Here is a 15,216-nt window from a genome sequence, read left to right as displayed (position 1 = left end):
TCAATACAGACCACCCTAATACAAAGCGCCTTTAGTCTGCTGTACTACTTTATATACCAAACTGATCTGCCTTAATCACCTCGTCAGGAAAAACAATCCCGATCATTTCGCCGATCTCCGCAATCGACTTCTGCATGCGTTCAAACTTAGGCGGCACCGCTAATTCCTCCTGAATTTGCAAACCATATTTTTTCACTACGTCGGCCTGCGACAATACATAACCATAGGCGAGTAACTTGGGACGGCGAGCGGGTGAGGCCGGGACGACAACCACTTTCCAGAACAATGTTGGTACGTCGATCGCCACACCGCCAACCTTGACGGACTTGATACTGTCATCAGTCAGCACCGGCCCGGCAAACAAGACCGCCTGACCGCCACCGGCTGCCACCTGTTTTTGCACAACGGATTCAAACTCACCCCAGATACCTTTCACACCAGCGTACATTGCTTGTTTAGTGAAGTTGTCTTTCGGGTTCTCCTGATTAAACGCCTCATGCTGCGGTGTGCAATTAGTCCAGTGATAGCTGTCGGCATTGGCGAACGCAGTCTCTTCACCTTCGGCACCCCAGCAGTTATCTTCTCTGCGCACAATATGGCCGCGATCTATACGCTTGCCGGGTCCGTAGATGTCTTTATCCTTCAGTTGCAGCGCAGGAGGAACACGCGGATCCACCGCCCAATCCTCACCACCCAGATCCTGACGCTTGCGCTTGTCCTGCCGTGCTGCATCGGAGTAATCGACATTCGACGCTGTCCACATACACATACGAAATACCTGATTGAACGCCAGCGAATAATGGTGGTAATGCAGGATCAGCGGATCATCCGCCGTCAGACCCGACACATCCACATCAGGCACGGCACGGTCCGTATCGGCATAGCTCTGATAATCCTTAACGCAATAGAGCTCGCTCAGGCGTGATGCCGCAATGACGGGTAGCGGCAAGGCAACACCGAGAAAGTGATCATCGTAACCAGTACGCGATGCATAATCCAGATCGAAAGTTTGTCTGGCCTCGGTCGCGACGGCACCCAAGGTGAATGCCCTATTGTTGATGTTGCTGCTGACATTGCTGGCGTTGTCGGTATCGGCTCCGGCACTGCCATCATTGATATTATTCGCCGGATTTCCTGCTGCATACACATGTATCGTCACCGGACCGTTGAATGAAAATAGATTGTTTGCCATGGCGCTTCTTTCAGAGGAGGAAACAGCTTGAGAACTCGCGGTGTAGGCGACGAGAGGGTCTGTGGTGCTAGTCAGTAATCGCTCCAGCATCCGTCGCTGCGCGGAAGAGAGTCCGGATGACACTGCGGACGCAATCGTCAATGAGTTGGCAGATGCGCTCGCATACAAAGCCCCGAGCCGCTTGATCACCGCACTGATGCGCGCACCTTCGTTGGCAACCCAGATGACATCATTCTCGCTATCGGCATCCTCATTAAAAGGCTGACCGCTACGGGTAATTACCTGATCATTGACGATCTTCGGAATACCCGCGTGATGGACGCCCAGTAACTCCCAATTAGCGTTGAATAAAGGGGATCCGGACGAGCCGGGCAAGGTATCCGTTTCGTAATGAAGAAAACCTTCGGGCAGAATATCCACCAGACGATTATTGGTTACGGCAAACGTACGCGGCCCGCCATCAGGATGCTGGATAATATTGACAGGCATACCGGTCAGGGTCTTACCAGTAGCAACAATCAGGCGGCACACACCGACATCAGCGAGAGGCTCGCCATTGGTGCCGCTGTCGGACACGCCGACCAGCGCAAAATCCAGCACAGGATCCGCAAAATAAAAACGCTCGACGTCAATCGTGAAATAAGTTCCGGCAGCAATACCACGCTCATCCTGGATATAACCAAAATTAGCCGCTGCCTGAAAAGCCTCCTCCTTACGGGGAAAAACATGGTGGTTCGTCATCAGCAAACCCGGTGCCACCATAAAGCCGGTCGCAATCGCGCTGGGGCTGTAGCCATTACCCGGCAATCTGACAATCCGCGCCACAGGAGCCGCCGCCTTCAGCGCCAGATCGCCCGGCGCCACCATCGTAAAGTCCATCGTCGGCCCGATAATCCGCTCTTGAAAACGCAAATTAACCCGGGCCGATTCACGCAAAGTATGGGCACGCACCTGATCAGCCGGGTCCGCCGCACCGATGCCGCTCTGGGAAATTCTGGCAAGACCCGCCTCCCGCACCACCGTCCGCTCTCGCCACCGGCTTAACGCCGCTGCATTTGCCGAACGAACTGCTTGCGCTAAAGCATTATCAATATCACCCATCGCCAGTCTCCAATCAAGCTAGTTGGCCACTCTTTAACGCTATAGATTTACTGTCACAACATTGGTGCCATTCCTTTGGTTCTAAAAATATTCTAGACCACGGATGTGACAGTTCCATGGCAAATATCAATGAATTTGTACGAAACTTGGTGGTTTTGTGCTGTAGAGAAATAGTAGGAATGAACTTTGTTTGCATCTGACGTTCATAAAGACAATACTGATGCAGTCAAAACACACAAGTTATATCCCCACAATTGAAACCCTAGTGTTTATGTGGACTTGCAGCCAATATCAGCCTGAGAGCCGCATGGGTATTGCGGAGTCAGTGATGGAATTTCTAAAAATCACCACATTGAAAAATCGCATCGACGGTACTGATATAGAAATCAAGACCTCTCACCACAGAGGCACAGAGCAAAAGCAGGAGTAGCAAAAGTAAGGCTTACATCGACAATCGATTAAAGGTTTTTTAGAAGTCCCGGATGAATCTTTAGAGATATCTTTTTAGATCAACAGACCGCTTTATTTAACGCACGTCAAAACCGAAGGAGTCACCATGAATCGTCAATCACTGATCATCAATTCCGTGCTGTGGGCAGGTGCCATCATCGCCTCCGCAATCGTCGGCGCACCGAGTCTGCTCTCCACCGTGCTGCTCCCTGCGCTGGCAATCATGTCGCTGATACTCACAGAGCGCACGCCAAAGGCAGCAGCGACTTGCATGAACAAATAAAGCCTCATCAAAGACGCCGTTAAGCTCACTGACCAATTACTCACCCGTCAGCGTAGCCTTGCACGATATGTCTGCTCTGGCATGGGATAGCACAAACCAAGCAGGCAGTAACCGACAAAATGACTCGCCGAACTCCGAAGCTTAGGAGTAAGGCAGATATTGGCTGCCAGCATTTCTCCATCAACGAAATCTAACCCAAACGGCACGCAACGCTATTGCCGTTGATTTGCTTTTGAAGTTGCAGTTGCAGTTGCAGTTGCAGTTGCAGTTGCAGTTGCAGTTGCAGTTGCAGTTGCAGTTGCAGTTGCAGTTGCAGTTGCAGTTGCAGTTGCAGTAGATTTGTAACCCGCTGTGGCGCTGCCGTTTGAGCAGGTCAGAAAATGGAAAAAGAAGTGTCCGTTGTCTGAGCCGCAGGCGAGTTTCGGACACTTCCCATTTTTTGACCTGCTCAAACGGGAACCCGAAGGGCAGCGACTGTGCGGTCGCCTTCTTTTGCTTACTTTTCTTGGCGAAGCAAGAAAAGTAAGTAGCCGCCGGTCTACCACCGGCCGGCAATCCAGGCAGACGACATCAGTAATTCAACGAAAAAATGGTGCGCACGGCGTGCCCTACATCAGCTACAACGCTGATATCAAATTACTTATCAGACACACTAAAACCTTGATAAGATACAAATCAATTGCAGTAATATTTTTAATGAAAATTAAAACACTGATGAAAAATGCAGCGCATCATTAGAAAACCAAGCGGTACGAGAATTTTAAGAGCTTTTTTCTTAAAGTGTTATATGGCAATCTTGCGTCCACTTCCTCTAAGGATGGCGGATATATCTAATTAGGACTCATCTACATATGGCAGCGGAAATCGTAACTGCACTTATCGCAGCTTCCGGAACAATCGTTCTTACCGTAGCTACATACTGGTTTACAAAGAAACGGGAACGAGAAGCAGAACTTCGAAAAGAAAAACTCGAGCACTACAAGGATTTTGTCGCAAGCCTAAGTGGCATAGTATCCGGAGAGGGAACTCCTGAAAGCCAACGTACATTCGCTAGAGCTTGCAATAAACTCAACCTTGTTGCACCTCAAACAGTCGTGAAAGCGCTACAAGATTTTCAGCAAGAAATAAAAATCAGCAATTCGAGCAGGAGCGACGAGCGTCATGACCAGCTTATGTCAAAATTGTTCTATGAAATGCGCAAAGACCTTCAAATAATGCCGAAAGACAAGGATCCATCATTCATTTTCGGCCTTTGGTCATCAGGATCTCCAGCAAATAATTAGCCATAACACGTCATTCATGGGGATTACTTAAAGGGATTGTTGAGCTCTGTCGCAACGAACCCTCATCCAACCCTCTTCGCCGCAATAGCATTCCCAGCCCGACTAACCGCCTTCCTACCCAAATGCCCGGAGATAAACTGCCCGGCATCTACCACCGCATTTAAATCAATCCCCGTAGCAATTCCCAAGCCCTGCATCATAAACAGCACATCTTCCGTCGCCACATTCCCCGTCGCCCCCTTCGCATACGGACAGCCACCCAGACCTGCAACGGACGAATGGAAAATTGAAATCCCGACTTCCAGACTCGCATAAATATTCGCCAGCGCCTGACCATAGGTATCGTGAAAATGTCCCGACAAACTAGTTAGCGGAAAGTCCTGTGCCACCAGTTGCATCACGTGCTGTACCTGCCGAGCAGTGCCGACGCCGATGGTGTCAGCGATGTCGATTTCATCGCATCCCAGATCGCGCAAGCGCTTGACCACATCGGCGACACTGGCGGGGGCGACCTCGCCCTGATACGGGCAACCGAAAGAGCAGCTGATCGAACCGCGCAGGCGGATCTTGTTTTGTTTGGCAGCTAGTGCGACGTCGCGGAAACGTTCTATCGATTCGGCGATCGAGCAATTGATGTTCTTTTGTGTGAAGGCTTCAGAGGCCGAGCTAAAGATCACTACTTCGTCAGCACCGGCGGCGAGTGCTGCTTCGAAGCCTTTCATGTTTGGCGTGAGTACCGAGTAGATCACGCTGGGCTTGCGCTGAATGCCTGCCATGACTTCGGCCGAGGTTGCCATCTGTGGTACCCATTTGGGAGAAACAAATGAGGCGGCTTCGATATTGCTGAAACCGGCATCGGTGAGCCGATTGACCAACGCGATTTTGACGTCGGCAGGAATGCTTTCTTTTTCGTTCTGCAGGCCATCACGTGGACCGACTTCAACGATTTTGACTTGTTTGGGTAAGCTGGTCATCATATTAATATCCTCTCGATGCGTCAACGATACCGCTGATCGCATGACCTTGTTGCAGTGCCTGAATCTTGTCGGCGATCTGTCTTGCGCTTTCGTCACGCAGGGTGAGTGCGGCGATATGCGGGGTAATACTGATGCGTGGCTCGGACCAGAACGCATGTCCGGCGGGCAGCGGCTCTTGCTGGAATACATCGAGGGTCGCACCTGCGATGTGCTCCTCTCGTACCAGTGCCAGCAAGTCCTCTTCGACCACATGCGCACCGCGTGCAACATTGATCAGGTAAGCGCCCTTAGGTAATTTTTGCAGGTTCTCGCGATGCAAAATGCCTTGTGTGTCCTCGGTCAAGGGCAGGATGCAAACGAGTACGCGCGATGCTTGTAAAAATGCATCCAGACCGTCAGTCCCGGCATAGCAAGTAACGCCGAGAATATGTTTCTGCGTGCGGCTCCAGCCATGGAGCGGAAAACCAAAATGGCCGATCGCATCGACGATGCGCTGCCCCAGTACACCGAGTCCTAATACACCGACACTGAAATCGCTTTTTTCAAACGGCTTCAAAAAGCGCCAGTGCTGCGCGTCGCGCTGCTGATCGTAGCGATCAAAACGCCGGAAATACCGCAACAACGCGTGGCTGACATACTCTGCCATCTGTATGCCCATACCGGCATCATCGAGACGAATCACCGGCACACCGGCTGGCAAGGCATCACCCAACTGCAAAATCGCATCCACTCCGGCGCCGAGATTAAAAATCCCTTTTAAATCGCTGCGGCCTGCCAGCATCGCGGCAGGCGGTTTCCACACAATGGCGTAATCAGCAGGCGCAGTATCGCCCTCATGCCAGACGCGGATGTCGTGTTGCGGGAGTGCGAGATTAAGGCTGTGCAACCAATGATCAGGATTGCCGCCGGTGGCGTGGAAAATAATTTTCATATTCGATAGCCGTAATATTTCCCCTCCCAAAAGCGGGAGAGGGTTCTGAAAATCAGCTTAGTCCTGCTTGAAACTCAGCAAAGGTGCGCCCTCTGCAACCTGATCGCCGATCGCGTACAGCACCTCATCCACTACGCCGTCATGCGGTGCGGCGATGGTGTGTTCCATCTTCATGGCTTCCATGATCAATAAGGCGTCGCCCTTTTTGACTTCTTGCGCTGCGCTGACCAACACAGCAACAATTTTGCCTGGCATCGGTGCCGTGAGGCGGCCACCTTCGGCTTCGGCTTCGCCCGCGTGGGCGAGGGCGTCGTGGTAATGCAGGTCGGTATGCACGCCACAGCTAAAGACATGGAAATGCTCACCATCGCGCACCACCGTACCCGTGACCGTTTGGTCGGCGATTCTCAAGACCAGATCATTCTCGGTCGCAGAACCAAGTTTGACCTGAGCTACTGCGCTTCCCTTCTGTACCTGCCAGCCGTCCGCCAAATAAGTCAGCAGGACATCATGCGTCTGGTGTTCTTCAGTAAATTGCAGAGCGCGTTGCAATTGACTATTCATGCGCCAACCCTGGCTGCTTTGCCATGGGTCACTACCTTGGGACTTTTCAGATAACACCAGTGACACGCTTGCCAGCGCCAGTGTCGTCAGCGACGTAGCGAATGGTGCCGGAAATAATTCGTCCTGATTACGCTCGATCAAGCCTGTGTCGAGATCCGCGCCAGAGAAGACTTTGCTGCCAATCAGGCGCGATAAAAAGGCAATGTTCGATGACAAGCCGACGATCTGGTATTGCGATAAAGCCTGTGCCATACGGGCCAGCGCTTCTGTTCTGTCTTTGCCCCAGACGATCATCTTGGCGATCATCGGATCGTAAAAAGGAGAAATCGTATCGCCTTCGCGTACACCGCTGTCAATACGGAATGCCGCCGGATCCGCGCTGCCGCCGAGTTCAAAATGTACTGCGGCTGGCGTGCGTGCGTGACGCAAAGTACCTATCGATGGCAGGAAGCCTTTTTCCGGATTCTCCGCATAGACACGGGCTTCAATTGCATGACCATGGATACGTAATTCAGACTGTAGCAAAGGCAGTGGTTCGCCAGCGGCAACCCGCAATTGCCATTCAACCAGATCCGTACCGGTGATCATCTCGGTCACAGGATGTTCAACCTGCAAGCGGGTATTCATTTCCATGAAGTAGAAAGAACCATCCTGATTGGCGATAAACTCCACGGTACCGGCACCGACATAACCCACCGCCTTTGCAGCAGCGACTGCGGCCTCACCCATGGCAGCACGACGTTCTGCGGTCATCCCTGGCGCGGGTGCTTCTTCTAATACTTTTTGATGGCGTCGTTGTACCGAGCAATCGCGTTCAAACAAGTAAACGCAATTGCCATGCGTGTCCGCGAATACTTGAATTTCAATATGACGAGGGCGTTGCAGATATTTTTCGGCGAGGACTTTGTCGTCACCAAAGGAGTTAATCGCCTCACGTTTGCAAGAGGCGAGCGCATCTTTGAAGTCCGCAGATTTTTCAATCACGCGCATGCCTTTGCCACCGCCACCAGCACTGGCTTTAAGCAAGACCGGGTAGCCGATGCGGTCTCCTTCAGCTTGCAAAAAGTCAGGATCCTGATTGTCGCCGTGATAGCCGGGCACTAGCGGTACATTGGCTTTTTCCATCAATGATTTAGCGGCAGATTTACTCCCCATCGCCTCAATCGCCGAAGCCGGCGGTCCAATAAAGGCGATACCCACTTTGGCGCAAGCCTCAGCAAATTCACTATTTTCGGACAAAAATCCGTAGCCCGGATGAATCGCTTGCGCGCCCGTCGCCAAGGCGACTTCGATAATCTTGTCAGCACGCAGATAGCTCTCTTTAGCGGGAGCAGGTCCGATCAGGACTGCTTCGTCGCAGACGGCCACATGTTTCGCATTCGCGTCAGCTTCAGAGTATACAGCGACGGTTTTGATGCCCATGCGGCGTGCGGTAGCAGCGACACGGCAAGCGATTTCGCCACGGTTGGCGATGAGTATTTTGGTGAACATGTCTCTAACCTCTGTTGGATTTTTTCTGTTTTTTTTAACTGCAACTACCTGCTTTGGCTTCGACCTTGCCCCGGGTTTTCAAACCCAATTTATCAAGCAACACGCGGTCATCTTCGGCCTCAGGATTTTGCGTGGTCAGTAATTTATCGCCATAAAAAATCGAATTGGCACCCGCCAAAAAGCACATCGCCTGTACGGCCTCACCCATCTGGCGACGACCGGCTGACAAGCGCACGCGCGCCTTTGGCATAGTGATACGGGCTACCGCGATGGTGCGGACAAATTCCAGAGGGTCGAGCGGATCGAGACCATGCAGAGGCGTACCCTCTACCTGCACCAGGTGATTGACCGGTACGGATTCAGGATACGGATTGAGGTTTGCCAATTGCGCAATCAGACCAGCGCGTTGGCGGCGTGATTCGCCCATACCGACGATGCCGCCGCAGCAAACCTTGAGTCCGGCACTGCGCACGTGACCAAGTGTATCCAGCCGATCCTGATAATCGCGGGTAGAAATCACATTGCTGTAGAACTCGGGGGCGGTATCCAAATTATGGTTGTAGTAATCGAGACCAGCATCTGCAAGACGCTGCGCCTGTTCTTCTTTTAGCATGCCTAAAGTCGCGCAGGTTTCTAATCCCATGGCTTTGACTTCGCGCACCATGGTTTCTACTTTTTCCATGTCGCGGTCTTTCGGCGAACGCCATGCTGCGCCCATACAGAAACGGGTTGCGCCGTTTTCACGTGCGGCTTTGGCGGCATCTAAGACTTCGCGCACGTCGAGCATTTTTTTAGCTTCGACGCCGGTGTCGTAACGTGCTGCTTGCGGGCAGTAACCGCAATCTTCTTCGCAACCGCCGGTTTTGATCGACAACAAAGTCGCGAGCTCGATATCGGCATTAGGGAAGTTTGCGCGATGCGCGGTCTGCGCCTGAAACATCAAGTCATTAAACGGTAAATCAAACAAGGCTAGGACATCGTCTACTGGCCAGGTATCAGCCTCGATTTTCTTGACTGGCGCTTGAAATTGAACCGCTTGTTGTGTTTGTTCTTTGGCTTGCATGAGTCTTCCTTCACTTCAATAAATTCAAATCTAAATACGCGGCAGCACGCTGCGCCATCGTTACGTCTGCATCAGGTGCGGATGCATCTAATCTCGGTATCTGTCCTAATAAAGGTGCGGATAATCGCATCTGTAAAGCTGCTATGTTATCAGCAAGGTAGAGCATGTCCGGATCGACGGTATTCGCAACCCAGCCTGCCAGCCTTAAACCACGCGCAGCAATCGCTTGCGCCGTCAGCAAGGCATGATTAATACAGCCCAGGCGCAAGCCCACAACCAGAATTACTGGCAAACCCAGTTGCTGTGCCATATCGGCAGTGTCGTGCTGCGCAGTCAGCGGTACACAGAAACCACCGACGCCTTCCACCACAACGGCATCTGCCTGCGTCGTCAATTGCTGGTAACAAGCGCGAATATGCGGCAAAGAAATCGTCACTTGCTCACGCTGCGCCACGATATGCGGAGCAGCAGGTGTCTGCATCAGATAAGGACAAACTAATTCCAGCGGCGCACTCACCGAGGATGCCGCCAGCAGCGAATCGACATCGTCGTTGTGCAGCACACCGTCACGCAAGTCGGCACCGGCTGCGATGGGTTTCATGCCAGCACTGCGCCAGCCTTGCTGCGTCATCGCATGCAGCAAAGCGCTGCTGACCAGTGTCTTGCCAATCTCGGTATCGGTGCCTGTCACAAAATAATCATGCTGACGTAAATGTCCATTCTTATTTATATCGGTATTTACGCTGGTATTTACCCTGGCATTTAGTTCGGCATTTAGTTTTATACTCACGCTGTCTCCATCAGATTCATCGCCAGATCGCTGCCATTTTGTGCTTCCAGTCTATTCAGGGCATCGACTAACTGCATCACTTGCGTCTCGGTATGGGATGCCGACAAGGTGATACGCAACCGTGCTGAACCGACCGGCACGGTAGGTGGGCGAATTGCACCGACCCAGATCCCCTGCTCCAGCAAATCCGCCGCTACCTTTAACATCACCGCATTGTCACCAATCACGATAGGTTGTATCGCGGTATCTGAAGGCATCAACTCCCAGCTAGGCAAGCGCAAGCCTTGACGGAGACTTGCAATCAGCTGTTGCAGATTACGACGACGCTGCTGGCCTTCGGTACCGCTGATGATGTCGAGGCTAGTCAGCAGCGCATGCGCCAGAGAGGGCGGTGCAGCGGTGGTATAAATATAAGGACGAGCTTTTTGCACCAGCCATTCAATCACCGTAGTATGCGCGGCGACAAACGCTCCGCCGACACCTGCGGCTTTGCCTAGTGTGCCCATGTAAACCAGATTCGGTGAGCGCAAATTAAAATGTTCCAGCACGCCACGACCGTGTTCACCGAGCACACCAAACCCATGCGCATCGTCGACAATCAGCCAGGCATCATAACGCTCACACAGGGCAAGCAAGGCTGGCAAATCAGCGATATTTCCATCCATGCTGAATACGCTATCGGTGACAACGACCTTGGTGGTCGAAGTCGACTCTCGCAGCATTTGCTCCAGCGTTAGGTAATCTCTATGCGGAAATACTTTGACCGCAGCACGCGATAAGCGTGCACCGTCTATCAGTGAGGCATGATTTAGTGCTTCTGAAAATACCGCTGCATCTTTGCCGGCAAGCGCACTGATGACAGCAAGATTTGCCATATATCCGGTGCAAAAATACAGGGCACGCGCATGATCCATATAGGGCGAGATAAACTCAGCAAGACGATCTTCCAGCAGAGCATGCGCCCGGCTATGTCCGCTGATCAGGTGTGACGCACCGCTGCCTGCGCCGTACAGTCTTGCCCCCTCTTGCACAGCAGCGATAATCGCAGGATGCGCTGCCAAACCCAAATAGTCATTGCTACAAAATGCTAACAAGTCCCGGCCATCAGCGCGCAATGCTGGGGCCGATACGGTCTCAACCGTGCGACGACGACGAATTAGATATTTAGCATCCAGCACATCCAGTTCATCGCGTAATTGGCTTAGTAAACGCTGACTCACACCGTCACCTCATTCATGACATCATTAAATACCTGGGTCGTTTTTGACGCTAACAAGGCGATTTCTTGCGGGTCGAGAATGTACGGAGGCATCAGATACACGGTGCGGCCAATCGGACGTAATAACAATTCCTGCTTTAAGGCAGCAGCAAAAAATCGGCGTGAAAAAGTCGCTGCCTGCGCAGCATCATCCACCACCGCATCAAATGCGAAGATCATGCCCTGCTGTCTAATATGGCTCACACGTGGATCGTCGGTCAGGCTGGAGAAAGCATCTTTAATCGCTGTTGCCTTGATGCGATTTTTTTCCAGTACATGGTCGTCTTCAAAAATTGCCAGCGTCGCCAGAGCAGCACGGCAGGCCAATGGATTGCCGGTGTACGAATGCGAATGCAAAAAACCACGGCGCATATCTGCATCATAAAAAGTCTGATACACCGTATCGGTCGTCATCACCAGCGATAAAGGCAAATAGCCGCCGCTGATGCCTTTGGACAGGCATAAAAAATCAGGCCAGATACTCGCAGATTCACAGGCAAAGAAAGTACCGGTGCGGCCACAACCGACAGCGATTTCATCGGCAATCAGATGTACCTGATACTGGTCGCATAATTCGCGTAAACGGCGCAGATACACCGGATCGTGCATGGCCATACCCGTCGCACACTGCACCAGCGGCTCAATAATCACGGCGGCAATTTTGCCCTCACGCTCTTGTAAGACACGCTCAAGATCGGCGGCAGCACGCAATGCGACATCGGCAGCTGTTTCTCCCGCTTGCGCCAGACGGGCATCAGGTGAGGCAACGACATGCGCTCGTTGCAGCATCGGGCCATAGGCTTCGCGGAACAGGCTGACATCGGTGACCGCCAGTGCACCCACGGTCTCACCGTGATAACTACCTTTGCTGCAGATGAATTCTTGCTTCTCTGTTTGACCGCCATTACGCCAGGCATGGAAACTCATCTTTAAGGCGATCTCGACCGCCGACGCACCATCAGATGCGTAAAAGCAATGACCCAAGGCGTGGTTACTAAGCGCTGCTAATTTTTCTGATAACTGAATCACCGGCTCATGCGTAAAACCGGCGAGCATCGCATGCTCGAGTTTATCGAGCTGATCCTTGAGTTCTGCGTTGATGCGAGGATTAGCGTGACCAAACAAATTCACCCACCACGAGCTAATCGCGTCGAGATAGCGCTTGCCTTCCATGTCGTAGAGCCAAGCACCGCGACCATGGCTGACAGGAATCAGCGGCACAGGATTGGCGCTAGAATGATGCTGCATCTGGGTACAAGGATGCCATACATGCTGCAGGCTACGTGCGACCCAGTCTTGTTGATTATTCAAATTTACTCCAGACTACTTTTGAAACCCGCACATTTTACGGGCTTTTCCAGCCATTTTTGACTTAAAACCCGCGTAAAAACTAGGCATTCACATCGTAATTACTAAAATTACTAAAAAATCCTTTAAATCTTTTAAACCCTTTAAATCAGAATACGAAATACCGCTTAAGCATAGCGACGCAACTGCCAGCTGCCAGTTACTAGTCGCCAACAAACGATGTCACCAGACGGGTTAAAACTGAATTTCCTTAAGATGATTCTCGATGTGCATCACATGCGCGTTTGCAAACTCTGTCTTGCTCAATACACCATAGGCAAAGTGTGGATGCAGTTCACCGCTATAACTCTGAAACGCTTGCAACGCCGTAATCACTAGATCAATTGCCTCGCTGACATTGCCGGCATCGGCAATCGCTGGCGCACCCGGAATCGGTTCGGTCAGATTATGACGCATCGCTCCCGCTACCGAGAAGGCATAGAAGGCGGCGCTGCCAGCGGTATGCTGAAACAACTCGGGCTTCATCTCAGGATAGCCGGTCATTGAATACTGAATGCTTTGCGCCAGATGCACGAATACTTTGTACGGTGCCCAACCCGTTTTGGCGACTAATTTCGTCACTAAGTCAGGCGACTTCAGTGCCTCTAACTGCTTCAGCATCGCGGCAATTGAGGTGATTTCGACAGTTGATTTACGATAGGTCGCTAACCCCAATGCGGCGACCGCAGTGAGAGCGAACGCACCTGTTAATAAACGCCTCTTTTTCATAGCAACCATCCTGGTTTGCGTTTTTCTAAGAATGAACGAACACCTTCTCGCCCCTCTTCCGATGCACGTATATGGGCAATGCCTTCAACTGTTGCGGCAATCAGTTCACCGGTGAGTTCACGATTGGCAACCTCCTGCACCAGACGCTTTGCCTGCTTCACAGCATTCGGGCTGTTCGACACCAGCGACTTAACGATCTCTGCAACTTTTTCGTCAAGCGTCTCCGCGCTGACCAATTCATGTACGAAGCCGATGCGATGCGCTTCTGCCGCGCTGAAACGCTCTGCCGTGATGAAATACCGCCGCGCCGCACTCTCGCCCATCGCCTTGATAACATAGGGAGAAATCGTCGCTGGAATCAAACCAAGCTTGACTTCACTTAAACAATAGTTCGCACCATCTGCACTGACTACGATATCGCATGCAGCGACCAATCCCATACCACCCGCATAGCAATCACCCTGTACTTTAGCGACCACTGGTTTGCTACAGGTATAAATCGTGCGCAACATCTCGGCCAGTTGCCCGGCATCGGCAATGTTTTCCGCATGCGAGTAATCGGCCATCTTCTTCATCCAGTGCAGGTCAGCACCGGCGCAAAACGCCGGGCCACTCGCTGCGAGCACCACAGCACGGATCGTAGTGTCTGCATCAAGCTCACGAAACACTTGGGTGATTTCGGCAATCGTTGTTTCATTAAAAGCGTTGCGGACGTCGGAGCGATTGAGGGTCACTGTCGCTATCGCAGCTAATCTATTTAATTGTAAAGACTGATAATCCATGTTTATCTAAGTGCTCCAATTTTTTGGATAAATAACATCACATCAGTTTTCCAGCCCTCGACGTTTTTTCCATTACTAAAAAAAGCATGTCCATCATCTCCGAATGGAGCTGGAGTAATAAACGTCACATCAACTGATTTCTCTCTGTAAGCCTGATGTAGGCGACTAGCAATCGCAGGACCAAAGTAGTGATCATTTTGTGCATAGAACCACAACATGGGAACTTTGGTCGTTGCAGCAAACTCTGCAAACGTCTGAAACAAGCGCTCGGGATTGCATACCGTATCGGCATTTTGCGAACCACGTCCTCCAGCAAAATTGACAACCCCAATGACACCTGGGAGGTTTTGACTTGCCAGTGCTAGAACGCCAAACCCACCAGCCGACTGACCTACTAATACGATCCTTGATACATCAATATATGGTTTGCTTTTGGCATACTCGATCGCCGCTTCAATATCTTTAGCTGTTTCCAAGCCAGCTTCTTTATAAGCAGGGGAAGAACAGGAGAAATAATTTTCTGCCCAGGGGCCTGTAGATTTGCCATAACCACGTCGTACAGGATTCAATACAACAAAGCCTTCATTGGCCATCGCGCGCGATTGCGCAGGATAGCGCCCGCTGAGGTTGACCCGGTCTGCCGGATTACGCGGGCTACCGTGATTAATCAATAGCAACGGAAAAGGCCCTGTACCCTCAGGCTTAAATTCTGTCGCCTCCAAGGTCACCTCCTTCGTACCCCAGAATCCTTTTACCTGCATTGGAATCTGTACCGTTTGTTCGCTGATCTGGCTTGCAAATAGCGACGATGACACGAGAAGTAACGAACACATCGCCAGTAAATATTTTTGAATCATTCTGCCCACTCTTTTTTAGGTTCAGTCGATTTCATGATTTTCCGAAACTCTGACAAATATAAAGATTAGTAGTGCCTGACACACTTCTCTCGGTAAGCTTTCTTCAAACTGTCAGATC

Annotated in this window: 15 protein-coding genes; 4 read left to right on the top strand and 11 right to left on the bottom strand. The window is 51.5% G+C overall.

Annotated features, from left to right (window positions below):
• Positions 1-49: 49 nt before the first annotated feature.
• Positions 50-2,293: a DNA/RNA non-specific endonuclease gene (locus ACO0LE_RS01915; RefSeq protein ID WP_422958730.1), complete on the bottom strand. Its 2,244-nt coding sequence runs from the start codon at positions 2,291-2,293 to the stop codon at positions 50-52.
• A gap of 220 nt (positions 2,294-2,513) precedes the next feature.
• On the opposite strand from ACO0LE_RS01915, the gene ACO0LE_RS01910 reads away from it, so the two are divergent.
• From ACO0LE_RS01910 to ACO0LE_RS01895, 4 genes are all read left to right on the top strand, one after another.
• A complete protein-coding gene (locus tag ACO0LE_RS01910) occupies positions 2,514-2,723 on the top strand; it encodes a hypothetical protein (protein ID WP_422958729.1) in 210 nt (69 codons plus the stop codon).
• 126 nt (positions 2,724-2,849) lie between these two features.
• Positions 2,850-3,026 (top strand): hypothetical protein, encoded by a 177-nt coding sequence (locus tag ACO0LE_RS01905; protein ID WP_422958728.1) that lies wholly within the window; start codon positions 2,850-2,852, stop codon positions 3,024-3,026.
• Between the two features lie 351 nt (positions 3,027-3,377).
• Complete coding sequence (locus tag ACO0LE_RS01900) at positions 3,378-3,764, top strand: hypothetical protein (protein WP_422958727.1); 387 nt, start codon at positions 3,378-3,380, stop codon at positions 3,762-3,764.
• Positions 3,765-3,877: 113 nt separating this feature from the next.
• Entirely contained in the window at positions 3,878-4,309 is a 432-nt protein-coding gene (locus tag ACO0LE_RS01895; protein WP_422958726.1) for a hypothetical protein, read from the top strand.
• A 62-nt stretch (positions 4,310-4,371) separates the two neighbouring features.
• On the opposite strand, the gene ACO0LE_RS01890 is transcribed toward ACO0LE_RS01895, so the two are convergent.
• From ACO0LE_RS01890 to ACO0LE_RS01845, 10 genes are all read right to left on the bottom strand, one after another.
• Entirely contained in the window at positions 4,372-5,283 is a 912-nt protein-coding gene (locus tag ACO0LE_RS01890) for a hydroxymethylglutaryl-CoA lyase (RefSeq protein WP_422958961.1), read from the bottom strand.
• A gap of 4 nt (positions 5,284-5,287) precedes the next feature.
• A complete protein-coding gene (locus ACO0LE_RS01885) occupies positions 5,288-6,217 on the bottom strand; it encodes a 2-hydroxyacid dehydrogenase (protein ID WP_422958725.1) in 930 nt (309 codons plus the stop codon).
• 57 nt (positions 6,218-6,274) lie between these two features.
• Positions 6,275-8,272, bottom strand: coding sequence for an acetyl/propionyl/methylcrotonyl-CoA carboxylase subunit alpha (locus ACO0LE_RS01880; RefSeq protein WP_422958724.1), 1,998 nt, complete (start codon positions 8,270-8,272; stop codon positions 6,275-6,277).
• A 34-nt stretch (positions 8,273-8,306) separates the two neighbouring features.
• The gene (gene bioB, locus ACO0LE_RS01875; protein ID WP_422958723.1) at positions 8,307-9,335 is read right to left on the bottom strand and encodes a biotin synthase BioB; all 1,029 of its coding nucleotides are present in this window, start codon (positions 9,333-9,335) and stop codon (positions 8,307-8,309) included.
• A 10-nt stretch (positions 9,336-9,345) separates the two neighbouring features.
• A complete protein-coding gene (gene bioD, locus ACO0LE_RS01870) occupies positions 9,346-10,065 on the bottom strand; it encodes a dethiobiotin synthase (RefSeq protein ID WP_422958960.1) in 720 nt (239 codons plus the stop codon).
• A 56-nt stretch (positions 10,066-10,121) separates the two neighbouring features.
• Positions 10,122-11,345 (bottom strand): 8-amino-7-oxononanoate synthase, encoded by a 1,224-nt coding sequence (bioF, locus tag ACO0LE_RS01865; RefSeq protein WP_422958722.1) that lies wholly within the window; start codon positions 11,343-11,345, stop codon positions 10,122-10,124.
• The gene (bioA, locus tag ACO0LE_RS01860; protein ID WP_422958721.1) at positions 11,342-12,694 is read right to left on the bottom strand and encodes an adenosylmethionine--8-amino-7-oxononanoate transaminase; all 1,353 of its coding nucleotides are present in this window, start codon (positions 12,692-12,694) and stop codon (positions 11,342-11,344) included. Before bioA ends, bioF begins: the two co-directional genes overlap by 4 nt.
• A 231-nt stretch (positions 12,695-12,925) precedes the next feature.
• Positions 12,926-13,459, bottom strand: a complete 534-nt coding sequence (locus ACO0LE_RS01855) for a DUF1569 domain-containing protein (protein WP_422958720.1) — start codon at positions 13,457-13,459, stop codon at positions 12,926-12,928.
• Positions 13,456-14,241: an enoyl-CoA hydratase/isomerase family protein gene (locus tag ACO0LE_RS01850; RefSeq protein ID WP_422958719.1), complete on the bottom strand. Its 786-nt coding sequence runs from the start codon at positions 14,239-14,241 to the stop codon at positions 13,456-13,458. Before ACO0LE_RS01850 ends, ACO0LE_RS01855 begins: the two co-directional genes overlap by 4 nt.
• Positions 14,242-14,243: 2 nt before the next feature.
• A complete protein-coding gene (locus ACO0LE_RS01845) occupies positions 14,244-15,098 on the bottom strand; it encodes a dienelactone hydrolase family protein (protein WP_422958718.1) in 855 nt (284 codons plus the stop codon).
• Positions 15,099-15,216 lie beyond the last annotated feature (118 nt).

The sequence above is a fragment of the Undibacterium sp. Xuan67W genome (assembly GCF_049340165.1).
GTDB lineage: Bacteria > Pseudomonadota > Gammaproteobacteria > Burkholderiales > Burkholderiaceae_D > Undibacterium.
The sequence above is the reverse complement of the archived record's forward strand: the minus strand, read 5'-3'. Positions and strand labels throughout refer to the sequence as shown.

What these genes read in the sequence shown, in the direction of transcription:
- ACO0LE_RS01915 (WP_422958730.1), bottom strand. Translation starts at nt 2,293, where the DNA reads ATGGGTGATATTGATAATGCTTTAGCGCAAGCAGTTCGTTCGGCAAAT.
- ACO0LE_RS01910 (WP_422958729.1), top strand. Translation starts at nt 2,514, where the DNA reads ATGCAGTCAAAACACACAAGTTATATCCCCACAATTGAAACCCTAGTG.
- ACO0LE_RS01905 (WP_422958728.1), top strand. Translation starts at nt 2,850, where the DNA reads ATGAATCGTCAATCACTGATCATCAATTCCGTGCTGTGGGCAGGTGCC.
- ACO0LE_RS01895 (WP_422958726.1), top strand. Translation starts at nt 3,878, where the DNA reads ATGGCAGCGGAAATCGTAACTGCACTTATCGCAGCTTCCGGAACAATC.
- ACO0LE_RS01890 (WP_422958961.1), bottom strand. Translation starts at nt 5,283, where the DNA reads ATGACCAGCTTACCCAAACAAGTCAAAATCGTTGAAGTCGGTCCACGT.
- ACO0LE_RS01885 (WP_422958725.1), bottom strand. Translation starts at nt 6,217, where the DNA reads ATGAAAATTATTTTCCACGCCACCGGCGGCAATCCTGATCATTGGTTG.
- ACO0LE_RS01880 (WP_422958724.1), bottom strand. Translation starts at nt 8,272, where the DNA reads ATGTTCACCAAAATACTCATCGCCAACCGTGGCGAAATCGCTTGCCGT.
- bioB (WP_422958723.1), bottom strand. Translation starts at nt 9,335, where the DNA reads ATGCAAGCCAAAGAACAAACACAACAAGCGGTTCAATTTCAAGCGCCA.
- ACO0LE_RS01855 (WP_422958720.1), bottom strand. Translation starts at nt 13,459, where the DNA reads ATGAAAAAGAGGCGTTTATTAACAGGTGCGTTCGCTCTCACTGCGGTC.
- ACO0LE_RS01850 (WP_422958719.1), bottom strand. Translation starts at nt 14,241, where the DNA reads ATGGATTATCAGTCTTTACAATTAAATAGATTAGCTGCGATAGCGACA.
- ACO0LE_RS01845 (WP_422958718.1), bottom strand. Translation starts at nt 15,098, where the DNA reads ATGATTCAAAAATATTTACTGGCGATGTGTTCGTTACTTCTCGTGTCA.